The sequence below is a fragment of the Haloarcula sp. NS06 genome (genome assembly GCF_051122755.1).
In the GTDB taxonomy this organism is placed as follows: Archaea; Halobacteriota; Halobacteria; order Halobacteriales; family Haloarculaceae; genus Haloarcula.
Genome location: NZ_CP184844.1, coordinates 1,051,275 through 1,068,374, shown reverse-complemented (window position 1 = coordinate 1,068,374; position 17,100 = coordinate 1,051,275). Strand labels below are relative to the sequence as shown.

The 17,100-nt window shown below is 64.2% G+C and carries 16 protein-coding genes, 3 tRNA genes and 1 pseudogene; 3 read left to right on the top strand and 17 right to left on the bottom strand.

Translation table 11 applies throughout. The annotated features are described in order from the left end of the window. Nucleotides 1-34: 34 nt before the first annotated feature. Complete coding sequence (gene thiD, locus ACODNH_RS09215; protein WP_306709582.1) at nt 35-1,420, bottom strand: bifunctional hydroxymethylpyrimidine kinase/phosphomethylpyrimidine kinase; 1,386 nt, start codon at nt 1,418-1,420, stop codon at nt 35-37. Between the two features lie 122 nt (nt 1,421-1,542). Between thiD and ACODNH_RS09210 the strand changes: the two genes are divergently transcribed. After that, a complete protein-coding gene (locus ACODNH_RS09210; RefSeq protein WP_004590650.1) occupies nt 1,543-1,707 on the top strand; it encodes a DUF7331 family protein in 165 nt (54 codons plus the stop codon). Nucleotides 1,708-1,712: 5 nt separating this feature from the next. On the opposite strand, the gene ACODNH_RS09205 is transcribed toward ACODNH_RS09210, so the two are convergent. The 8 genes and pseudogenes from ACODNH_RS09205 to ACODNH_RS09170 all read right to left on the bottom strand — a co-directional run bounded on the left by ACODNH_RS09205 (nt 1,713) and on the right by ACODNH_RS09170 (nt 10,925). After that, a complete protein-coding gene (locus ACODNH_RS09205; RefSeq protein WP_306710467.1) occupies nt 1,713-2,594 on the bottom strand; it encodes a DMT family transporter in 882 nt (293 codons plus the stop codon). A gap of 40 nt (nt 2,595-2,634) precedes the next feature. Next, on the bottom strand, nt 2,635-4,947 hold the full coding sequence (locus ACODNH_RS09200; protein WP_306709580.1) for a peptidase: 2,313 nt from the start codon (nt 4,945-4,947) through the stop codon (nt 2,635-2,637). A 248-nt stretch (nt 4,948-5,195) separates the two neighbouring features. Further along, the gene (gene yciH, locus ACODNH_RS09195) at nt 5,196-5,489 is read right to left on the bottom strand and encodes a stress response translation initiation inhibitor YciH (protein WP_004516073.1); all 294 of its coding nucleotides are present in this window, start codon (nt 5,487-5,489) and stop codon (nt 5,196-5,198) included. A 44-nt stretch (nt 5,490-5,533) separates the two neighbouring features. Further along, on the bottom strand, nt 5,534-7,768 hold the full coding sequence (locus ACODNH_RS09190; RefSeq protein ID WP_306709567.1) for a transglutaminase domain-containing protein: 2,235 nt from the start codon (nt 7,766-7,768) through the stop codon (nt 5,534-5,536). After that, a complete protein-coding gene (locus ACODNH_RS09185; protein WP_434531275.1) occupies nt 7,765-8,277 on the bottom strand; it encodes a DUF58 domain-containing protein in 513 nt (170 codons plus the stop codon). Before ACODNH_RS09185 ends, ACODNH_RS09190 begins: the two co-directional genes overlap by 4 nt. Nucleotides 8,278-8,736: 459 nt before the next feature. After that, nucleotides 8,737-9,695: pseudogene (locus ACODNH_RS09180) on the bottom strand (AAA family ATPase). A 193-nt stretch (nt 9,696-9,888) separates the two neighbouring features. Beyond that, the gene (locus ACODNH_RS09175; RefSeq protein ID WP_306709561.1) at nt 9,889-10,158 is read right to left on the bottom strand and encodes a DUF7573 domain-containing protein; all 270 of its coding nucleotides are present in this window, start codon (nt 10,156-10,158) and stop codon (nt 9,889-9,891) included. 83 nt (nt 10,159-10,241) lie between these two features. Beyond that, the gene (locus ACODNH_RS09170) at nt 10,242-10,925 is read right to left on the bottom strand and encodes a class I SAM-dependent methyltransferase (RefSeq protein WP_004959132.1); all 684 of its coding nucleotides are present in this window, start codon (nt 10,923-10,925) and stop codon (nt 10,242-10,244) included. A 162-nt stretch (nt 10,926-11,087) separates the two neighbouring features. On the opposite strand from ACODNH_RS09170, the gene ACODNH_RS09165 reads away from it, so the two are divergent. Both ACODNH_RS09165 and ACODNH_RS09160 read left to right on the top strand, forming a co-directional pair. Then, the gene (locus tag ACODNH_RS09165) at nt 11,088-12,431 is read left to right on the top strand and encodes a tryptophanase (protein WP_306709557.1); all 1,344 of its coding nucleotides are present in this window, start codon (nt 11,088-11,090) and stop codon (nt 12,429-12,431) included. 98 nt (nt 12,432-12,529) lie between these two features. Then, nucleotides 12,530-12,748 carry a hypothetical protein gene (locus tag ACODNH_RS09160; RefSeq protein WP_306709555.1) on the top strand — a complete coding sequence of 73 codons (219 nt, stop codon included), beginning with the start codon at nt 12,530-12,532 and terminating at the stop codon, nt 12,746-12,748. Here the strand turns inward: ACODNH_RS09160 and ACODNH_RS09155 are convergent. The 8 genes from ACODNH_RS09155 to ACODNH_RS09120 all read right to left on the bottom strand — a co-directional run bounded on the left by ACODNH_RS09155 (nt 12,705) and on the right by ACODNH_RS09120 (nt 16,957). Continuing rightward, entirely contained in the window at nt 12,705-13,682 is a 978-nt protein-coding gene (locus ACODNH_RS09155) for a 5,10-methylenetetrahydromethanopterin reductase (protein WP_306709553.1), read from the bottom strand. The two genes, ACODNH_RS09160 and ACODNH_RS09155, sit on opposite strands and share 44 nt — an antisense overlap. Continuing rightward, nucleotides 13,669-14,442: a coenzyme F420-0:L-glutamate ligase gene (locus ACODNH_RS09150; RefSeq protein WP_306709552.1), complete on the bottom strand. Its 774-nt coding sequence runs from the start codon at nt 14,440-14,442 to the stop codon at nt 13,669-13,671. The genes ACODNH_RS09155 and ACODNH_RS09150 overlap by 14 nt, the downstream gene beginning before the upstream one ends. Before the next feature lie 110 nt (nt 14,443-14,552). Next, complete coding sequence (locus ACODNH_RS09145) at nt 14,553-15,041, bottom strand: metallophosphoesterase family protein (protein ID WP_306709550.1); 489 nt, start codon at nt 15,039-15,041, stop codon at nt 14,553-14,555. A 74-nt stretch (nt 15,042-15,115) separates the two neighbouring features. Beyond that, a complete protein-coding gene (locus tag ACODNH_RS09140; RefSeq protein ID WP_306709548.1) occupies nt 15,116-15,412 on the bottom strand; it encodes a winged helix-turn-helix transcriptional regulator in 297 nt (98 codons plus the stop codon). Between the two features lie 121 nt (nt 15,413-15,533). Next, nucleotides 15,534-16,187: a hypothetical protein gene (locus ACODNH_RS09135; RefSeq protein WP_004959117.1), complete on the bottom strand. Its 654-nt coding sequence runs from the start codon at nt 16,185-16,187 to the stop codon at nt 15,534-15,536. A gap of 449 nt (nt 16,188-16,636) precedes the next feature. After that, a tRNA-Asp gene (locus ACODNH_RS09130) sits at nt 16,637-16,709 on the bottom strand. Nucleotides 16,710-16,760: 51 nt separating this feature from the next. Continuing rightward, nucleotides 16,761-16,833 (bottom strand) — tRNA-Asp (locus ACODNH_RS09125). A 51-nt stretch (nt 16,834-16,884) separates the two neighbouring features. Further along, nucleotides 16,885-16,957: transfer RNA gene (locus ACODNH_RS09120), tRNA-Asp, on the bottom strand. Nucleotides 16,958-17,100 lie beyond the last annotated feature (143 nt).

The window sequence follows — 17,100 nt, the reverse complement described above, 5'->3', positions numbered from 1 at the left end:
TCTGTGTCGGACCAACGCACGACCGACTGACCGGCTACACGTCGTCCTCGATGGTCCTGTAGACGGTCTCCACCCGGGAGACGAGGTCGTCAGCGTCCGCTGCGAACAGTGTCACGCGCCCATCGGTACCCACGCCCTCGCGGCCGACGACGGCGACCGGTGTCCCCTCGCTGGTCTCGAATGCCTGACCGACGCCCCACGCCATAGCGTCGTCGGAAACCCCGTCCGGTCGCTCGTTGGGATCGTACGCAGCGACAGGCCCGTCCAGCGACGCCAGCGCGTCCTCGATGCTGTCGGTCAGCCGGCAGTCGACGGCAAACCGGACCGCTGGGTCGTGCTCCCGGGCAGCAAGCAGGGCGCGAGCTACTGTCGTCGATGCGCCGAAGCGGACGCCGCGGTTTGGCCGGACGCCGTCCATCGTCCGGGTGATACGGCCTTCGACGGCGGCGACCGCGTCCGGTGTCTCTGCGTAGGGTGTCGCGCCGGCGACGGTTAGCCCTCGCTCGGGGACCAGCGCCGACACGTCCGCATCGACGAGCGCCGACACAGCCCGCTCGACGGCCTCGCTCGTCAGATGGCGCGCAGCGTCGTTGCGCGTCTGGACGAGGTGGTGGACCGCGCCTGGGCCCTCCCCGACGTCGACGTTGTACCGGACCGCGCTCGCAAGTAGGTCGATACTACTTCCGACCGCCGTTGGCAGGTCGTCGCCGTGGGCCAGCTGTGCTGCGATGGCCGAAGAGAGCGTACAGCCGGAGCCGTGAGTGGCCTCGGTGTCGATGCGGTCGTGGCGGAACGTCGTCACCCCGTCCTCGGTCACGAGGGTGTCGACGACGGCGTCGCCTGGGACGTGTCCCCCCTTCACGAGCGCGCTGTCGGCTCCCATCTCAACGAGGTCACGGCCTGCCCGTTCCGCGGCCGCAGGGTCGTCGACATCGCGCCCGGTCAGGACGGCGGCTTCGTCGGCGTTCGGCGTGACAACCGTCGCTTCAGCGATGAGAGTCTTGTAGGCGTCTTCGGCCTCGGCGGCCAGTAGCCGGTCGCCCGAAGCCGCCACCATCACCGGGTCGACGACGAGATTCGGCAGGTCGGCGGCGTGGTCCACGACTAGGTCGATGACGTCGCTGGTCGCGAGCATCCCCGTCTTGACCGCGGCCACGTCGAAATCCTCCGTGACCGCCTCGATCTGGGCCTCGATCTGTTCAATCGGGAGCAGATGCTGGCCCTGTACGCCCGTGGTGTTCTGTGCCGTCACGCTCGTGATCGCGCTGGTCCCGAAGCCGCCACAGGCCTCGATGGTCTTGAGGTCGGCCTGGATGCCGGCCCCGCCACCAGAGTCGCTGCCGGCGACGGTCAGCACGACTGGCGGTGTTACTGGGGCGTCCGTTCGTGTCATGTCTGAGGCCTTTGCCGGCGGCCACATATCGGTGCTGGTCTCTCAGTAGGACGATATCATGCGGGTAAATCCTAGTATGCTAATAATACTTCATACCACATCTGAGAAACATTTATGTAGCGCTGTGTCGGATGTGCCCTTGTACCACAATGGAACCAGCGTCGCGCGATACTACCGATTCCGACGAGCAGTACGGCAGCTTCACTACTGGCGGCGGCGACGTCGTCGTCTACGACACCGAGAACCCGACCGCGTGGCTTCAATCGAGCTATGCGGTACAGGTTGGCTGCTCCTCGGAGCGAAAGTCGGCCTAACCGTTCTATCCGACCGATATCATTGCGATACCGACGATAGCCAGCCCCGCAGCGGCCAGGCGTGCTCGGAACTGCGCCTCATCGAGAACAATCGCACCCAGAATGACGGCGACGATAGCCTGCCCGTTGACGATAGGTGAGACGATACTCGCTGGGAGCAACTGGAAAGACAGCAACACGATGTGGTTCGCGTAGGCGACGAACATCGCCGCGACGACGAACTTCGGGAGGTCCCCTCGCCACCCCGGTGGGACCTGGTACCGGAACGCGAACGGGGTCATCAACGCGGCGATGCCGACGGCCATCACCGGGATATATGTCGTCGGTTCGATAGCCAGTTCTTGCATCAGTACCCGCTTGCTTACATCGACGAGTGCGAACGCCGCTGCCGATAGCAGCGCCAGTTGTGCGGGCCGGGACTGTCGGGCTCGTTTGAGCGGGGCCAGTAACGCTGTGCCCTGCCAGTTCGCGACGTAGACGGCGGCGGTCGCGACGACGACGCCGCCGACCTGCAGTGGTGAGAGGTGCTGGCCCAGCAGGCCGACTTCCAGCGGCAACACGAACACGGGAACGATTTTGCTGATCGGCGAAACGTAGGAGACTTCGCCGACGCGGATCGCCCGAAAGAGGGTGAGCAGTCCCACTGCCGTCACTGCCGTCACGGCGAGTATCGACGAGAGGACGTTAATACGGTTTCCCGCCGGGAGGAATGGCTCGTTGCTGATGAAGACGATCGGGAGGTAGACGATGGGGACCAGGCTGTAGGTAAGCAACAGGAACACGGGAGATGGGTATTCGGTGAACCACCGCTTCATCACGAACAGGTATACCCCGAACACCAGCGCCGACAGGATGGCGTACGCGATTCCGACGTTCACGGTTGACAACGACCGGCCGACCGCAATAACTGTTCCCTTCGGGCTCGTGTCAGGAACGACGCTGACGGGCAATCAGCACCGCAAGTAACACTGCGAGTCCGGTTACAAGCGCGGTAAAGCCGTCGCCCGTTCCAGTTGTCGTCTGTCTGTCTGTGCGCATTTCCGTCGGCGTCGACGTTGATGCCGCCGTTCTCGTCGAAACGACCACATCGACCATCGTCGTGTTCCGTCCGTCACCCGCTGATAGCGACACTGTTCCGGGTTCGTCAAGGGTGACTGTCCGCGCGACCGTTCTCATCGCCTGTGGCGGGAGATACAGCCGCTGCTCAGCGAACACGACATCGTTGCGGCGGAACTCGACCGCTATCGTCCCCGGAATACCGTTGTCGTTGGCGACAGTAGCGGTCACGTCGACCCTGTCACCCTGCCTGACTTCTCTCGAACTCGCGGTGACGTCGGTCACGCTGGCGGCTGCCGGTTCCGTCACCACGATAGTGACGGTATCGCCGTCGACGCTGATGACGTATCGGCCAGGGTCGGCAAACGTGTGTGACACTTCGACCTCGGTCCGTACCCCTGGTTCGATCTGGCCCCGTTTCGCGGCGACGACGGTCTCGTTGACCGCGAGCGTTACGTTGTACGCCCCCGCCTCACCGCCGGCGTTCTCGACGACCGCATCGACCGCGAGCGTCTCGTTGGTCGCCAGCCGGATCGGTTCGCTCCCGCCAACCGGTGCGTTCGACCGGTAGAGACTATCTGCGCGGTAGGCGTCCGTCTGATCGACCGGTGGCAGGCTGTAGCCGATACGGGCGGGAATCGCGCCGAACAAGCGTCGATGTGTCGTCCCGTTCCACATCGTCACCGTCGCTGTCGTCTCGGTCTCCGTCGCGGTCGTGTTCCGGACGGTTTCCCCGCCAGCGGCCTCGAACTCGGTGAGGAACTGCGATTGCGTGACCGGGTCACGGTAGCCGTTCAGCGACTGAAACACGCTCTGGAGTGTCTGGTTACGGCCAGTAGCCGAGCGGATATGGACATCCGCTCGCCCGGCGACGAGCGCCCCTTTCCTGTAGTTCGCATTGGTCGTCCAGCTTGACCTGTCAGTCAATGTCACGTCGCTGTAGACTGGCAGCCCGCCTGCTGCAAGCTGTGCCCGAAACTCGTCGAACCCGATCCGGTTCTGTTCCAGCGTCAGGGCCGCAGCGTAGTATGTCGCCCAGCCCTCGACCGTCCACCGCGTCTCCCGTGTCGTCTCGTAGGCCTGCCGGCTATGGACGTACTCGTGGAGCCAGACGTTGTTGGCGGTATCCAGCGATTGCCGGGACTGGACCCACATATCCGCGTCACCGATCTGATACCCTTCGACGCCCCAGTCGACAGCCCCGGACGGCGCGGCGACGACGAACACCTGCTCGTCACGGTCACCCACTCGGAGAGCGTTCGACGCGTTCGCCATCGAGTCGAGGACTGAAATCGGCGAGGCTGTCATCGTCGCCCGTTCCGGGACAGCCAGTGTGAACGTCTGGTTGTGTGCCGTCTCCTCGAAGGTCGCCACTTCGCCGAGATACACGATTTCCTCGCCCGCCGCACCCGGGCCTGCCGTCTGGAGCGTGCGGTTGTACCTGACGGGGTCCTGGCCAGTGTAGCGCCAGCGCGTCGGCGTTCGCGACCGCGTGAGCAGCGCCCACTCGCCCGTATCGACGCTGAGATATCGGCCCTCGGATCCCTCTGGACCGCTCTTTTTGATGGTCTGATTCGGGTTAATGTGGTAGCTGATCGTCGCCGTATCTGTCGTTTCTTCCCACTCGTACACGGACTCGTTGAGGCGCTCGAATCCGCTCGTTTCGGTCACTGTCGCCTCTGCTGGGACGTGCGTTTCGAGGCTGACGACCCGGTCTGGGACCTCGTAGGCCACGGTCACCGCGACTTCACCCGGCTCTTCGGTCACACGTGCGTAGGTCTGTGTCTGCTGAATCACGTCACCGTCGCTGGTCTGTGTCGTCCCCGACGTGGCCGTCCCCGTCTCTATGTTGGCCTCTGCTGGGGCTGCCATTCCGGTTGTGTCTCCACCCTGTCCGCGCGGCTGCCGTCGATACGTCTCGGCCCTTCCCGTCCGGAGTATCGAGCCATTCGACTCGCTGGCGGCTGTCGACGACTGCACCGCCTCAACTGCCTGTCCACGCTGAGCCGATGTCGTCTCGGTTTTGTACGTACAGTTTTCGTCGGCTCCAGCCGCCGCTCCGTCGGTAGCCCCGGCCACCGTCCCGTGGTCAGCGGTCGCCGCCGCCGGGAGCGACGCGATCCCCCCACCAAGGAGAAGCACCACGAGTCCGACGGCCACCACCCGCCGGGGTACACCGAACATTGCAAACAGTTACCGCCCCGTGGTTGAAATACTTGACCGCCGATTTTGGGTGTCGGTATCATGCACCAACACTTGGGTTGACCGACCGCTGCCGGGAGCTCCCACGATGGCAAAAAACAGTCAGGCCTGAACCACTCGTAGCCGACCGCAGCGACCACTCGCGAGCAGACCGGGCTGAAAAGCTGGCGAGCAGGACACAGCAGCGGCTTGCCACGGCGCTCTCACGAGAACCGTTGGCAGTCAGGAGTTCAGGCGACGTTGAAACCTTTGTCGCGGAGGAAATCCTCGACGCGGCCCGTGTGATTGCCCTGGAGCTCTATCTGCCCGTCCTCAACAGTGCCACCGCAGGCGAACTTTGATTTGAGGTCTGAGGACAGTGAGTCCATGTCGACGTCTTTCGGGTCGAATCCCTCGATAATCGTTACCTCCTTCCCGTAACGGCGCTCGTCGATGCGGATGTTAATCTCCTGGGACTCCTTAGCGACGTCCTCACAGACGCAGAGCTCCTCAGGCAGCCCGCACGTCGAGCAGACTTCCGACATTACAATCGCGCCTACGAACACGACCTATTAAACACTGTCGGGGACTATCGCTCGGAGACGATCCCGTCGGCGATTTCGACGGCTTCGTCGGCAATCGCTTCGTCGATCTCACCGCCGTACCGGAGTCGCTCCCGTAACGTCGCCAGCCGCCGGACCCGGTCGCCGGCCCCTATTGCGTCGAGATATGCCCGTACCGTCTCTCCGCCCTTGCGGCTTCGGTGTTCTTTCGCAAGGACATACATAGCCCGCTGGAACGCCAGCTCGACGTCGGTCTCGGGGTCCACACGGCGCTGGTAGCGCAGCCACACCGCCCGGTAGGCTCGCTCGCTGAGGCCGGACCGGCGCGCGCCCGCCGCGATGCCGAGCAACGCGACGACCCCGAGGGTCATCTCCTCGCGCGACGGGAGCTCCGGCAGGCGCAGCTCCCTTCTCTCGTCCGTGTCTGACTCCCCTGCTGTGCCGGTGGGTGTGTCGGATTCCGTGGCCGTTGGTGTCTCCGTCGGCTCGGTCTCGGTCCCGTTGGTCTCAGTCAGCGGGGCGGGCGTCGACGTGTCGGATGGCGTGTACTGCTCTACCGGGTTCCCGTCGCCGACGGTGGGCGACGATTCGTCCGAACTCGCGTCTTCGATACGTTGCTGTCTGACCGCCTCACGCGGCCCGGATGGCGTCGGGTCAAACTGTACCCAGCCCTGTTCGGGGAAGTACACCTCGACCCAGGCATGAGAGTTGAGCCCGCGCACGACCCACTGGTTCTCGTCGATTCGCTGGCCGGCGGTGTACCCGACGGTCATGCGTGCCGGGATGCCCTGGGTCCGGAGCATCGTCACCATCGTCGTCGCGAAGTAGACGCAGTACCCCTCGTCCATCTCAAAGAGGAAGGCGTCCGCGACGTTGAAATCGGGGCGGTCGACGTCAAGTGAGTAGTTCTTGCTGTCCTGCAGCCACCGCTCGACGACAAGCGCCGTCTCGTAGGGGTTCTCGGCGTTCGCGGTGAGAATCGCTGTCCGTTCCGCGACCCGGTCCGGCGTGCTGTCGGGGAGCTGAGTGTACAGCTCCGCAGTCGTATCGTCGTAGTCAGTGCCGGCCTCGCGCAGCCCGTCCGGGGCCGCCACGAGTAGTTCGCTCCTGACCTCGTAGCTGTCGCCCGTCGACAGCGTGCCGTCGGGCTGGAACCCGCCCTCGCTGGAGACCGATACCGACGGCTCCCCCGAGTAGCGGACGGGCTTCCAAGCAGCCGGAACGGTCCCGATGGTCGACTCTGCCCGGAACTCCTGTCGAAGCGTCCGGGTTTCTCCCTCAGGAGAGTCGAGGCGCTGGTCGTCGTACGGGATCGGGTTCTCCGTCCGTACCCACCCGTTGCCGGTGTAGCGGTCGTAAGAGGCGACCCGCCAGTAGCGCGGTTCCTCGCTTTCGACCGTGTACCGGATCTCCGGCGTCAACGAGATGCTCCCGCGTACTGAAAGGGACTCTCCGGCGTCGAAGAGGCTCCCCTCGACAGTCTGGCCCTCTGATCCGTCGTCGTACGACAGCAAACTGTCTCGGGTGATCGGCACCTGTGACAGCGCCGTCGGGATCACGATTATCGCCGCCAACTGTTCGAGGACAGCGCGCCGCCCGGCGTCGATGCCGTCGCCGTCATCGTCCGCGTGCTCCGTTCCGTCACTGCCAGTCAGCGCGTCGGGCCGCTTCGTCAGGTCTGCCGACTCGTCCGCCGACAGCGTATCGAGCGTCCCGAAGCCGATCGTCGCTGCGATGCCGACCACACCCAGCAGCGTCGTTACCACACCGGCGTCGGTCGTCAGAGCGAAGAACGCGAGCGCTGTGCCGGCCGCCACTGTCGCCGTCACGTACCAGCGCCGCAGCGCGAAGTACCACGTCAGAAACACCGGTGCCGGCGCGAACGACAGCACCCACAGCCTAACTTTGGCGATCTGGAGCAGCGACCGCCCGGTCAGCAGGGCGGCGGTGTCGCCCAGAAGCTCCGCTATCGCCGGATTCGTCGAGAGGTTCAGTATGTATGCGATGAGTCCCCCGGCGAACAGTACTGCGCCGACACCGACCGCGAGGGGCGGTCTGAGTACACGGGCCAGCAGCGTCGCGCCGACAAGCGAGAGCGCGGTGAGCGCCAGAAACAGGGTCGGGTCGCCGACCACGTCGCTGAGATAGTACATCGTCCGCAGCGGCGCGCCGATTGCCAGCGCCGCCGCAAGCAATGCCAGTATTCGTGACCCACTCCACGGGACTTGGCGGCGGACTCGTTCCGCGACGCCGGCGCTCATCCGTTCACCTCGCCTGCAATGGGGTTGTCCTGACTGGCGGTCACAGCAGCGAAGGATTGGCGGCGGCCGTCGACCGACACCGTGACCCCGTCGCCGTTGGCCGTGACGACCACGTCAGCGTCATCCACCCGGCCGGTCTGGCCCGCGTCAGCCCGGGCCAGCAGTTCGAGCAGTCGCGTCCGGTGGGTGTCGCCGTACCCCTGCTCGACCGTGCCGTTCGGGACGGCGAGTTCGACCGCGAGACCGCTCTCCAGCGCGGCCATCGTGATCGTTGCTGCGGCGGCGGCCATTTCGTCGGCATGGCCTTCGCGGGCCTCCGCAGCGACGAGCAGGGTCCGGTCGCTCCGGTCATCAGCGAACTCCTTGACTAACAGATCCTCGCGCTTGGCGCTGGATTTCCAGTGAACATCCCGTAGCGAGTCGCCGCTGACGTACTCGCGTAGCCGGTCGAAACGACTGCCGGTCCTCGCTCTCCGGCGTGAACGTTCGTGCGAACGCGTCTGTGCCACCCAGTCGGTAGACGGGCGGATACACGAGTACGTCGCTATCGCTCTCGATGGTGTAGCTCTCGCCGATAAGTCCCAGCGCGTCCGTCACCGTCGCCTCGATGGGGCCAACCCGTTGCTCACCCCGGGCTGTGTAAGTGACCCGGTACGCCACCGTCGCCGGCAGTGACCTTGTGACCGTCGTTTCCCCAGCAAGCCCCTCGGAGAGCCGAGCGGTGACTGTCGCAATGCCGCTGCCGTCGACGTGGAACTCCACGGACTTCGTCTCGCCGGGAAACCCACGGCGGAGATGGCCTAGTTCGACAGTCGGCGCACCGCTCCAGTGAACCTGCACGGCGGCGGCGAACACGCCGACGAACAGCGGGCCAGCGACAGCAGTGAGTCCGGACTGACCGAATCTGGCACTGACTAGAAGGGCGGCAACGGCGACAGCGAGGACGGCGAAGCCGCGTCGTGTCGGTCTCATTCGACGTAGACGGTATCGAGTGCCTCCGCGACGAGTGCCCGAGCGTCCTGCTCGCTACTCTCGGTCCGGATTCGGTGTGGGAGGACAACCGGCGCTTCCGTCTGGATGTCGTCGGGGATGACGTAGCTGCGACCATCGAGCACGGCGCGGGCCTGTGCAGCCCGGAGCAGCGAGATGCTCCCCGTGGGCTAACGCCCAGTTGTGCGTTCTCCCGCGTGTACCGTGCCAGCCGGGTCGCGTACGAGCGGATGGGCTCCTCAACAACCACGTCGGCCACCGTTTCCCGGGCGGCGGACAACGCATCGAGGGTAGCGACTGAGGTGAGATCCTCGATGGGATGGTGGCCCACCACATCACCCAGCATCTCCGTCTCCGCCGCCTCGTTCGGATAGCCGAGATGCAGTTTCGTCATGAACCGGTCGAGTTCGGCCATCGGCAGGTCGTAGGCCCGGTTCTGTTCAACCGTGTTCTGCGTGGCGATGACGGTAAACGGCTGTGGAACGGGATGTGTGGTCCCATCGACGGACACCTGCTGTTCCTCCATGGCCTCCAGCAGCGCCGACTGCGTCTTCGGCGGCGCGCGGTTGATCTCGTCGCCGAGAACGACGTTGGCGAAAATCGGACCCGGCCGGAACTCGAACTCCTGTGTCTTCTGGTTGTAGATGTTGACGCCGGTCACGTCGGTCGGGAGGAGGTCCGGGGTGAACTGGACGCGCTTGAACTCGCCGTCGAAGGACGCGGCAACAGAGCGAGCAAGCATCGTCTTGCCGACGCCGGGGACGTCCTCAAGCAGGACGTGACCGCGGCCGAGCAGCGCGATGACAATGTGTTCGATGGCGGCGTGTTGCCCGACGATGACCTGCTCGACGTTTTCGATCACCTGATTGGCGACGCGTGTGGCGTCGCGGAGGGGACTGTCCGACTGTTGACTGTGTGGGGTATCAGTGTCTGTCATAGTCGCGGTCTCGTGGGACGACGCCTCGGCACGGGGACTAGTGGGATACTCTGCCCTGTCGACCAGTAAGTGTCTTGTGTGGGTGCCACATCCTCCGGGCCGTTCAATTGTAGCTACAATTACGGCGTGAGCGTATGTAACTCTGTGGATGGGTGAGAACAACACACATCCGTTTGACGGCCGGTAGCGCTGTTCACCAGGACTTACAGGCCCCACAGACGAGGTGTCCGTCCTGTGTCCACCGCCGCTCGACGACCTCGCCACACTCGGCACAGGCCGCTCCGTCGGGCGACCACGCGTAGGTCGTCACGGCCGGGTCGACCGCGTCGGTCGAAGCTTCAGAGCCGGAGGCTTCGCTTTCTGGCTCTGTAGTATCGTCTCCCGCAGACGCACCACTCTCTCCTTCGGCCTCGCTCTCGTCGCCAGCGTCGAGAAAGTCCTCCAGCGAGGTGTCCTCGGCCATACACAGTGGTTTTGCCTGCGGCCACAAAATACCCTGTCGGTCGTTCCACTCGTAGTCCGCGTTTTGACACGCCGTCCGGGCCGTTATTCGGTGGCGACGCCGACGGTCAGCAACGTCCCCAGTTCGCGGTAGCGCTCGACCATTGCCTCGCGCGTCTCGAACTCATCTGTGGGGAACGTGTCTGCCGGCGGAATCTCCACCTCGCGGTCGGGGATCGTGTCCTGTGCAGCCACGGCCAGACCCGCTTCGCGGAACGCCTCGCGGTACTCGTCGGCGCTCCAGCGGGTCATCTCGATGTCGATGAACTCCTGCCACTCGTGGGAGTGGACGTTCTCCTCGTAGTAGTTCACCGCGATGTTGGCGGTCCCGCCGGGTCGCAGCACCCGCGCGATCTCTTCGAGGGTGTGTGGCGGGTCACTGGCGTAGTAGAACGCCTCCATCGAGAACACGTGGTCGATGCTGTCGGTCGCAAACGGCAGGGCGTCGAAGTCCCCACGCAGGAACCCGATGCCGTCGTCGTCCGTGTACTCGCGGGCGTTCCGGAGCATCTCCGGCGATCCGTCGAGGCCATAACAGGGACCGGCGTCGTTGGTGTCTCGGAGCGCACGGAGCGCGTAGCCCGAGCCCGTCCCGAGGTCGAGTACCGTGTCGCCCGGCTCGACCGGCATCCGGGCGAGGACGTGCTTGGCGGTGTGCCAGTGCCGGTCCTCCATGCCTCTGTCTTTGCCTTCGGCCGCCCACGCGTCGAATTCCTCGCGGACACTCATACGTTCCCCCAGCAGTTGCGGCCTCAAAATGCCCGCTATTTCTGCCTCCTAGCAACACGTGTCCACCGATAGCCGTACCCGTCTGGTGATGGACATCTCAGCCCACTTCCGTACACAAAATATCAGGCGGAAGATAAGTCGGTCGGCGTACTGCGACACAGCATGCGCTCGTACAAGGCCAAATCGGTGACCTCGATACAGCTTCCGCCCCGTGAGCGACGTGAGACCGCGCTCACCGAGGCCGGACACAACGTCTTCAACCTCGCTGCGGATGACGTCTTTATCGACTTACTGACTGATTCGGGAACTGGCGCGATGAGTGACGACCAGTGGGCGGACGTGGTTCGAGGTGACGAGGCGTACGCCGGGTCGCGCTCGTTCAAACGCTTCCGTGAGACGGTCGCCGACGTGATGGGGTTCGACCGCGTGGTCCCGACACACCAGGGCCGCGGCGCGGAGAACGTCCTGTTCGGGGCGCTGCTGGACGACGGTGACGTCGTTCTCAACAACACGCATTTTGACACCACCCGCGCACACGTGACGAATCAGGGTGCAGTCGCGGTTGACTGCCCGGCAGAGACGGACCTGACCACTGATAGCGTCGGGACGTTTGCCGGAAACTTCTCCACAGACCGGGGATGGGACGCCGTCGAGGAGCACGGGCAGGACGCTGTTTCGGCCGTCGTTCTGACGATCACGAACAACTCCGCCGCCGGCCAGCCGGTGTCGATGGCGAACATCCGCGAGACAGCCGCCTTCGCCACGGAAATCGATGCAACGTTCGTCATCGACGCCTGTCGGTTCGCTGAAAACGCACAGTTCATCAAGCAACGGGACCCCGAATACGCCGATACGCCCCTCAGCGAGATTGCTCGCGAGCAGTTACGTCCCGCGGACGCAATCACGATGAGTGGCAAAAAGGACGCACTGGCAAACATCGGCGGGTTCACGGCTGTCCGAGACGCTGCCCTGTTTGAACAGTGCAAACAGCGCGCGATCCTGTATGAAGGATTCCCGACCTACGGTGGCCTCGCAGGTCGTGATCTTGAAGCGATGGCGACCGGCCTGCGGGAAGCGGTTCAACCGCCGTACGTCGCCGAGCGAATCGAACAGGTCGCGACCCTCGGGGACCTCCTGCGCGATCGAGATATCCCGATAGTCACGCCGACCGGCGGTCACGCCGTCTACATTGATGCGGCCGCCCTGTTCCCGGATATTCCCGCCGACCAGTACCCCGGGCAGCGACTCGTCTGCGAACTCTACCGCGAGGGCGGCGTCCGGACAGTCGAACTCGGCTCGTTTGCCTTCCCCGGGACTAACCGTCCGGAACTCGTCCGTCTCGCCCTTCCTCGCCGGACGTACTGGCACGAACACCTCGAACACATCGCGGAGACCGCTGCACGAGTTCGTGACCGCCGCGACGAGTACTCCGGCCTGGAAATCGTCTGGGAGCCCCCAATGGAAGAACTCAGACACTTCTCAGCGGAACTTGAGCCTGTTGCGTAGGGTCATTCGCCCGTGGCGCTGCGCGACAGCAGCTCCCGGGAGTCCACGTGGTAGCCGGGAACGCAAACGCAAAGTAGGGCCACGCTAACGTTCAGGTAATGCAAGGACTGCTGTCGGAACTGCTCCAGAGCATCATCGACATGCCCGGCTGGTTCCTCGACGTGGCACTGAACGACCCGCTGGCGGCACTTATGCTCGCCGTCGGTGCCGTCATCACGACCGTCTCTGTTGTCTTCTTCGGGTACCTGTCGCTGGGGGCCGTGCTCTCGCTGTTCAGCGGCTCTGGCGGTCGAGGACCGCCCCAAGCAAATCAATAGCTGTCTCGACATCCGGCCCGAGTGGCGACGCGAACACCACGCTATCAGCGTGTTCTTCTAACGCCGCTGTGCGCTCAGCCACCGCCTCTGGCGTCCCGGCGATACAGAACGCGTCCAGCATCGCCTCGGTCACGCCCTCGAATGCGGCCGTGAAATCGCCGGCCGAAATCGCCTGCCCGATGTCGTCGGCGGCCTCGTGGTTGATGCCGTGGCGGTCGAGCACCGGCGGTGGCGACCCCGCGGCGACGAACGCGACCGGTGGCCGAGCGGCCTCCCGCGCTTCGGCCTCGTCCTCGGCGACCGAGACGCTGGCGTAGGCCGCGAGGTCGAACTCACCGTACTCCTCGGGTCGCTCGTCGGCCATGTCTTCTACCTGCTCGCGTGCCCACGCGAGGTCCTTTGGATGCGCTCCGTTGTACAGCGCCCCGTCGGCGTGTTTCGCCGACATCCGGGTCATGTGGGGCCCCTGTGCACCGACGTACACCGGGATATCGTCGACCTCGTAGTTCAGCCCGGCGTCAACGGCCTCGAAGGTTCCATCGTTGTCGACTCGCTCGCCGTCCCAGAGTTTCCGCGCGGTCGTGAACGTCTCAAGCACGCGCCGCAGGGCGTCGTCGTGGTCGAAGCCGAGGTTGCTGAGCGTCGATTTATCCCCCGGCCCGATACCGAAGAGGGCTCGCCCGTCGCTCAGTTCGTCGAGCGTTGCGACCCGCGAGGCCAGTGTCACCGGATGCGTCTCGTAGGGGTTGGCGATGCCGGGACCGAGCAGTACCTCATCGGTCCGCTCGGCCATCGCGGTCAGCGACATGAACTGGTCGCGGTTGTTGTAGTGATGGCTGACGTACACGGCGTCGAGCGCGTTCGATTCGGCCTGTTCGGCAAATGAGGCGAGCTGTGCGACCGGGTGTTCCGGGGTAATTTCAATCGCGTACATGAGACCACTCTCTGAGTGCTTGTCTGACTACGTCTTTCTCCGGGTCGCGGAACAGTTGCTCGCTGCCCGCGTGGTCGCCGAAGTCGAAACCGCGGACGACTGCGGCGGGTGTGCCGCCGTCGCCTTCGCCGGTGACGAGGTTGGCCGCCGCGGCGAGTTCGTCGACGACGGCCTGAACGGTGGCTTCGAGTTCGCGGCCGTCGCGGTCGTGTTCGCCCCGCCAGTCCCGCGAGGCGGAGAGCCCGGCCCAGCCCAGCGCGACGCCGCGCTGGCCGAGGCGGAACGGCCGCCCCGACGTGTCAGTGACGATGACGCTGGGTTCGACGCCCGTCCGCTCGCGGATACCGTCGCGGATCGCTTCGGCCTCCGCCGTTGGATCTTCGGGGAGCAAGAGGAGGTCCGCGCCGGGCACGTTCGAGCGGTCGATGCCCGCGTTGACCGTGATGTGCCCGAATTTCGTCACGCCGAGGATGAAGGGGGCTTCGACCAGCACTTCCTCACACTCGTCGAGAATCGCCTGTGCCATCCGCGGGTCCTTCTCCTCGTCGGCGATGTCCTCGATGGTCGCTGCGATGCGCTCCGCACGCCCGCTTGGCTCGTACGATGACAGCGACTGCCCGCGTCCGTTGGCCTTGGAAACGATAGTGCTGGCGACACAGACCACGTCGTCGTCCCGTAGGTCGGCCTGTCTGACGAGTAGCTCGGCCACGTCGTCGCCAGGGCGGACCTCGGGCAGCCCCTCGACCGCGAAGACTTCCATACCACTTGTGGGGTCTCTGCCGGAAAAAGACCCCCGTTCGCTGCAAAGCCGGCCAACAGTGGCAACAGCTGCCGGTACATCCCGGGCGCGACGGCGCTCACCCACCCGCGCTACAGTTCGTGTTGGGCCACGTCGAGCGAGCCGTCCTCAACGGTCGCGGTCAGCATCGTCGGGCGGTCTGCCGGCGATGCGCCCGTGACGCTGCCGGGGTTCAGGAGCCGGACGCCCTCGTAGATCATGTCTGTCTGTTCGTGGGTGTGGCCGGCGACGCCAACGGCGCTGCTGTCGGCTCCCTCGCGGACCGCAGCGGCGACACGGTCCGCCCAGCCCCGCGGCGACCCGGTGCCGTGTGTCACGACAAACGTGACGCCGCCAAGCTCGACTGTCGCCCGTTTCGGCAACCCGATCTGTGGGTCGATGTTACCGGAGATGGCGGTCAGTTCCGTCGCCATGTGGCGAATGTCAGCGAGAGCCCCTTTGCTGTCGAAATCACCGGCGTGGATGACGTGGTCGGCGACCTCGATGCGTTCCCGGAACGACGGCGGAATCTCGTGTTCCCGGGACGGGATGTGCGAATCGCTGATAAGAGCGACATCCATACCGATGCATTACCTTGGCGTTCGAAAAGGGTTACTGCCACGGAAACAGATACCGACCACTCGTCCCGGCGGCGCTACTCTGTGGACGAAAACACGTCTCGCAGCCCGTCCAGTTGTTCGACCAGCCGGTCGATGCCGCCGTTGATCGTTGCGACCCGCTCGTCGATATTGTCCACCGGAATCGCTCCCTGCGGCGTCGGCTCGATGAGTTCATCGTCTTCCAGCATCCGTAGCGAGTACCGCACCTTGTGTTTCGGGACATCTGTCTCCTCGGCGAGCCGAACGATACCGATCGGCCCGTTCTCGATGACGGCTTCGAGGATCGACAGGTCCCGCCCCTCCTTCTCGACCTGATCTTCTAGTCGGTCCATTCCCATAGCAAATCGTATCTGTGCATTTACGGTCGTGACACATAAACGCCCCAGTTGCGGCACTGTGATTCGGGTTTGCTCTCTGTACTGCTCTATGACTCTGCGTCCGAACTGTCAGTCGCTACTCGTCCGAGACTGGCGTCCGTCGAAGCTCGTCGAGCTGGTCCCGGAGCTTGCTCAGCTCTGTCTCTAGTTCTTCGCGGCGATCGATAAGCGCGCTCAGTTCCTCCGTGTTGACCGAGTAGTCGTTGTCCATCGCTACGTCCAGCGCGTCGGTCGTTGCGCTCGTGAGGTCGGACGCGACCCGCAACACCTCGCTTGGCGTCCCGCGAGATTCGTACAGCTCCTGTTCGCCCGACAGCGGGCTGTATGTCACCATCGGCGACTCGATGCCACGGTGGTAGCTCACTGCGTAGCTCGTATCCGTTACCGGGTTGAGGCGGTCGTCCGCCCGCTCCGTCCGGACGATATTGAACGGCTCGGCTAACGCGGGAAACGTGTCGGCGAGATCCCGGAGCCGGTCCGCGGCGGTCACGTCCAGTTGCGCCTCCACGTCGCCAAAGAACTGCCGCGAGTTGGTGAGGCTAAACGCCACGGTATAAAACACTGACTCGTCGCTATCGGCCAGATTGCGAACTCGGTCGCGGACCTCCTCATGACGGCCCTCGATAGTGAGCTTCTCCAGTTCTTCAAGCAGCGCCCGGACGCCCTCCTCGCGTTCGAGGAACGCCTCGACAATCGCGCCAGGCATTTCCTCGCCATCCACGTCCTCCATGGCCCCTCTTTTGCGGGGCCTCGTAAACAGTTTGTCGCTGATAGCCGCTACCCGGCACGCCGTACAACCAACACAAAACATATGCCACCCCGCGTGAAGTGATAGCACGTCCGGCCCCGGTGGACGGACACTATGACAGGCCAAGGGGGCACTCCCCCGGACGTCTGCTGTTGTCCTGTTCGTCTGCTATCAGTACATGCCGTTTTCTCGGCCAGTAAACGGTGTGTACTGCCTGTTGGATGTTACTAAAGCGCGTACTGGGCTGATATGTAGAATGGGCGCGACTCACTAAACCGCGTGGCTTGTCGAGTTGAATGCAGAGAAACGCCCGGAGCGGGATTTGAACCGACGGAAGACGGTCGCCTCACTCCGTTCGGCGCTACCACTTCCAGGGTTCAAATTCGCCCATTACGGATTTACGGCTCACGAGTTTGTTCGCCGCAAAAGTACGCCCGGAGCGGGATTTGAACCCGCGTCACGACCGTGACAGGGTCGTATGATGGGCCACTACACCATCCGGGCAGCAGACAAGCACACACTGCATGGTGCTCGCCAGTTTGATTGCAATAGGAACGCCCGGAGCGGGATTTGAACCCGCGTCACGACCGTGACAGGGTCGTATGATGGGCCACTACACCATCCGGGCAGCAGACAAGCACACACTGCATGGTGCTCGCCAGTTTGATTGCAATAGGAACGCCCGGAGCGGGATTTGAACCCGCGTCACGACCGTGACAGGGTCGTATGATGGGCCACTACACCATCCGGGCCTTCGTTGCATTCCTTCGTACCTTGGTGTTGGTATTAAGACTTTCCAAAGAGACCCGCCCCGGGATGAGTGCACATGACGAGACCCAAAGTTCTATGTCCGGTCTGCTGCATGTGATTGGTAGGAGCAAACACGCCCGCAGTC

What these genes read in the sequence shown, in the direction of transcription:
- thiD (WP_306709582.1), bottom strand. Translation starts at nt 1,420, where the DNA reads ATGTGGCCGCCGGCAAAGGCCTCAGACATGACACGAACGGACGCCCCA.
- ACODNH_RS09210 (WP_004590650.1), top strand. Translation starts at nt 1,543, where the DNA reads ATGGAACCAGCGTCGCGCGATACTACCGATTCCGACGAGCAGTACGGC.
- ACODNH_RS09200 (WP_306709580.1), bottom strand. Translation starts at nt 4,947, where the DNA reads ATGTTCGGTGTACCCCGGCGGGTGGTGGCCGTCGGACTCGTGGTGCTT.
- yciH (WP_004516073.1), bottom strand. Translation starts at nt 5,489, where the DNA reads ATGTCGGAAGTCTGCTCGACGTGCGGGCTGCCTGAGGAGCTCTGCGTC.
- ACODNH_RS09190 (WP_306709567.1), bottom strand. Translation starts at nt 7,768, where the DNA reads ATGAGCGCCGGCGTCGCGGAACGAGTCCGCCGCCAAGTCCCGTGGAGT.
- ACODNH_RS09175 (WP_306709561.1), bottom strand. Translation starts at nt 10,158, where the DNA reads ATGGCCGAGGACACCTCGCTGGAGGACTTTCTCGACGCTGGCGACGAG.
- ACODNH_RS09170 (WP_004959132.1), bottom strand. Translation starts at nt 10,925, where the DNA reads ATGAGTGTCCGCGAGGAATTCGACGCGTGGGCGGCCGAAGGCAAAGAC.
- ACODNH_RS09165 (WP_306709557.1), top strand. Translation starts at nt 11,088, where the DNA reads ATGCGCTCGTACAAGGCCAAATCGGTGACCTCGATACAGCTTCCGCCC.
- ACODNH_RS09160 (WP_306709555.1), top strand. Translation starts at nt 12,530, where the DNA reads ATGCAAGGACTGCTGTCGGAACTGCTCCAGAGCATCATCGACATGCCC.
- ACODNH_RS09155 (WP_306709553.1), bottom strand. Translation starts at nt 13,682, where the DNA reads ATGTACGCGATTGAAATTACCCCGGAACACCCGGTCGCACAGCTCGCC.
- ACODNH_RS09150 (WP_306709552.1), bottom strand. Translation starts at nt 14,442, where the DNA reads ATGGAAGTCTTCGCGGTCGAGGGGCTGCCCGAGGTCCGCCCTGGCGAC.
- ACODNH_RS09145 (WP_306709550.1), bottom strand. Translation starts at nt 15,041, where the DNA reads ATGGATGTCGCTCTTATCAGCGATTCGCACATCCCGTCCCGGGAACAC.
- ACODNH_RS09140 (WP_306709548.1), bottom strand. Translation starts at nt 15,412, where the DNA reads ATGGACCGACTAGAAGATCAGGTCGAGAAGGAGGGGCGGGACCTGTCG.
- ACODNH_RS09135 (WP_004959117.1), bottom strand. Translation starts at nt 16,187, where the DNA reads ATGGAGGACGTGGATGGCGAGGAAATGCCTGGCGCGATTGTCGAGGCG.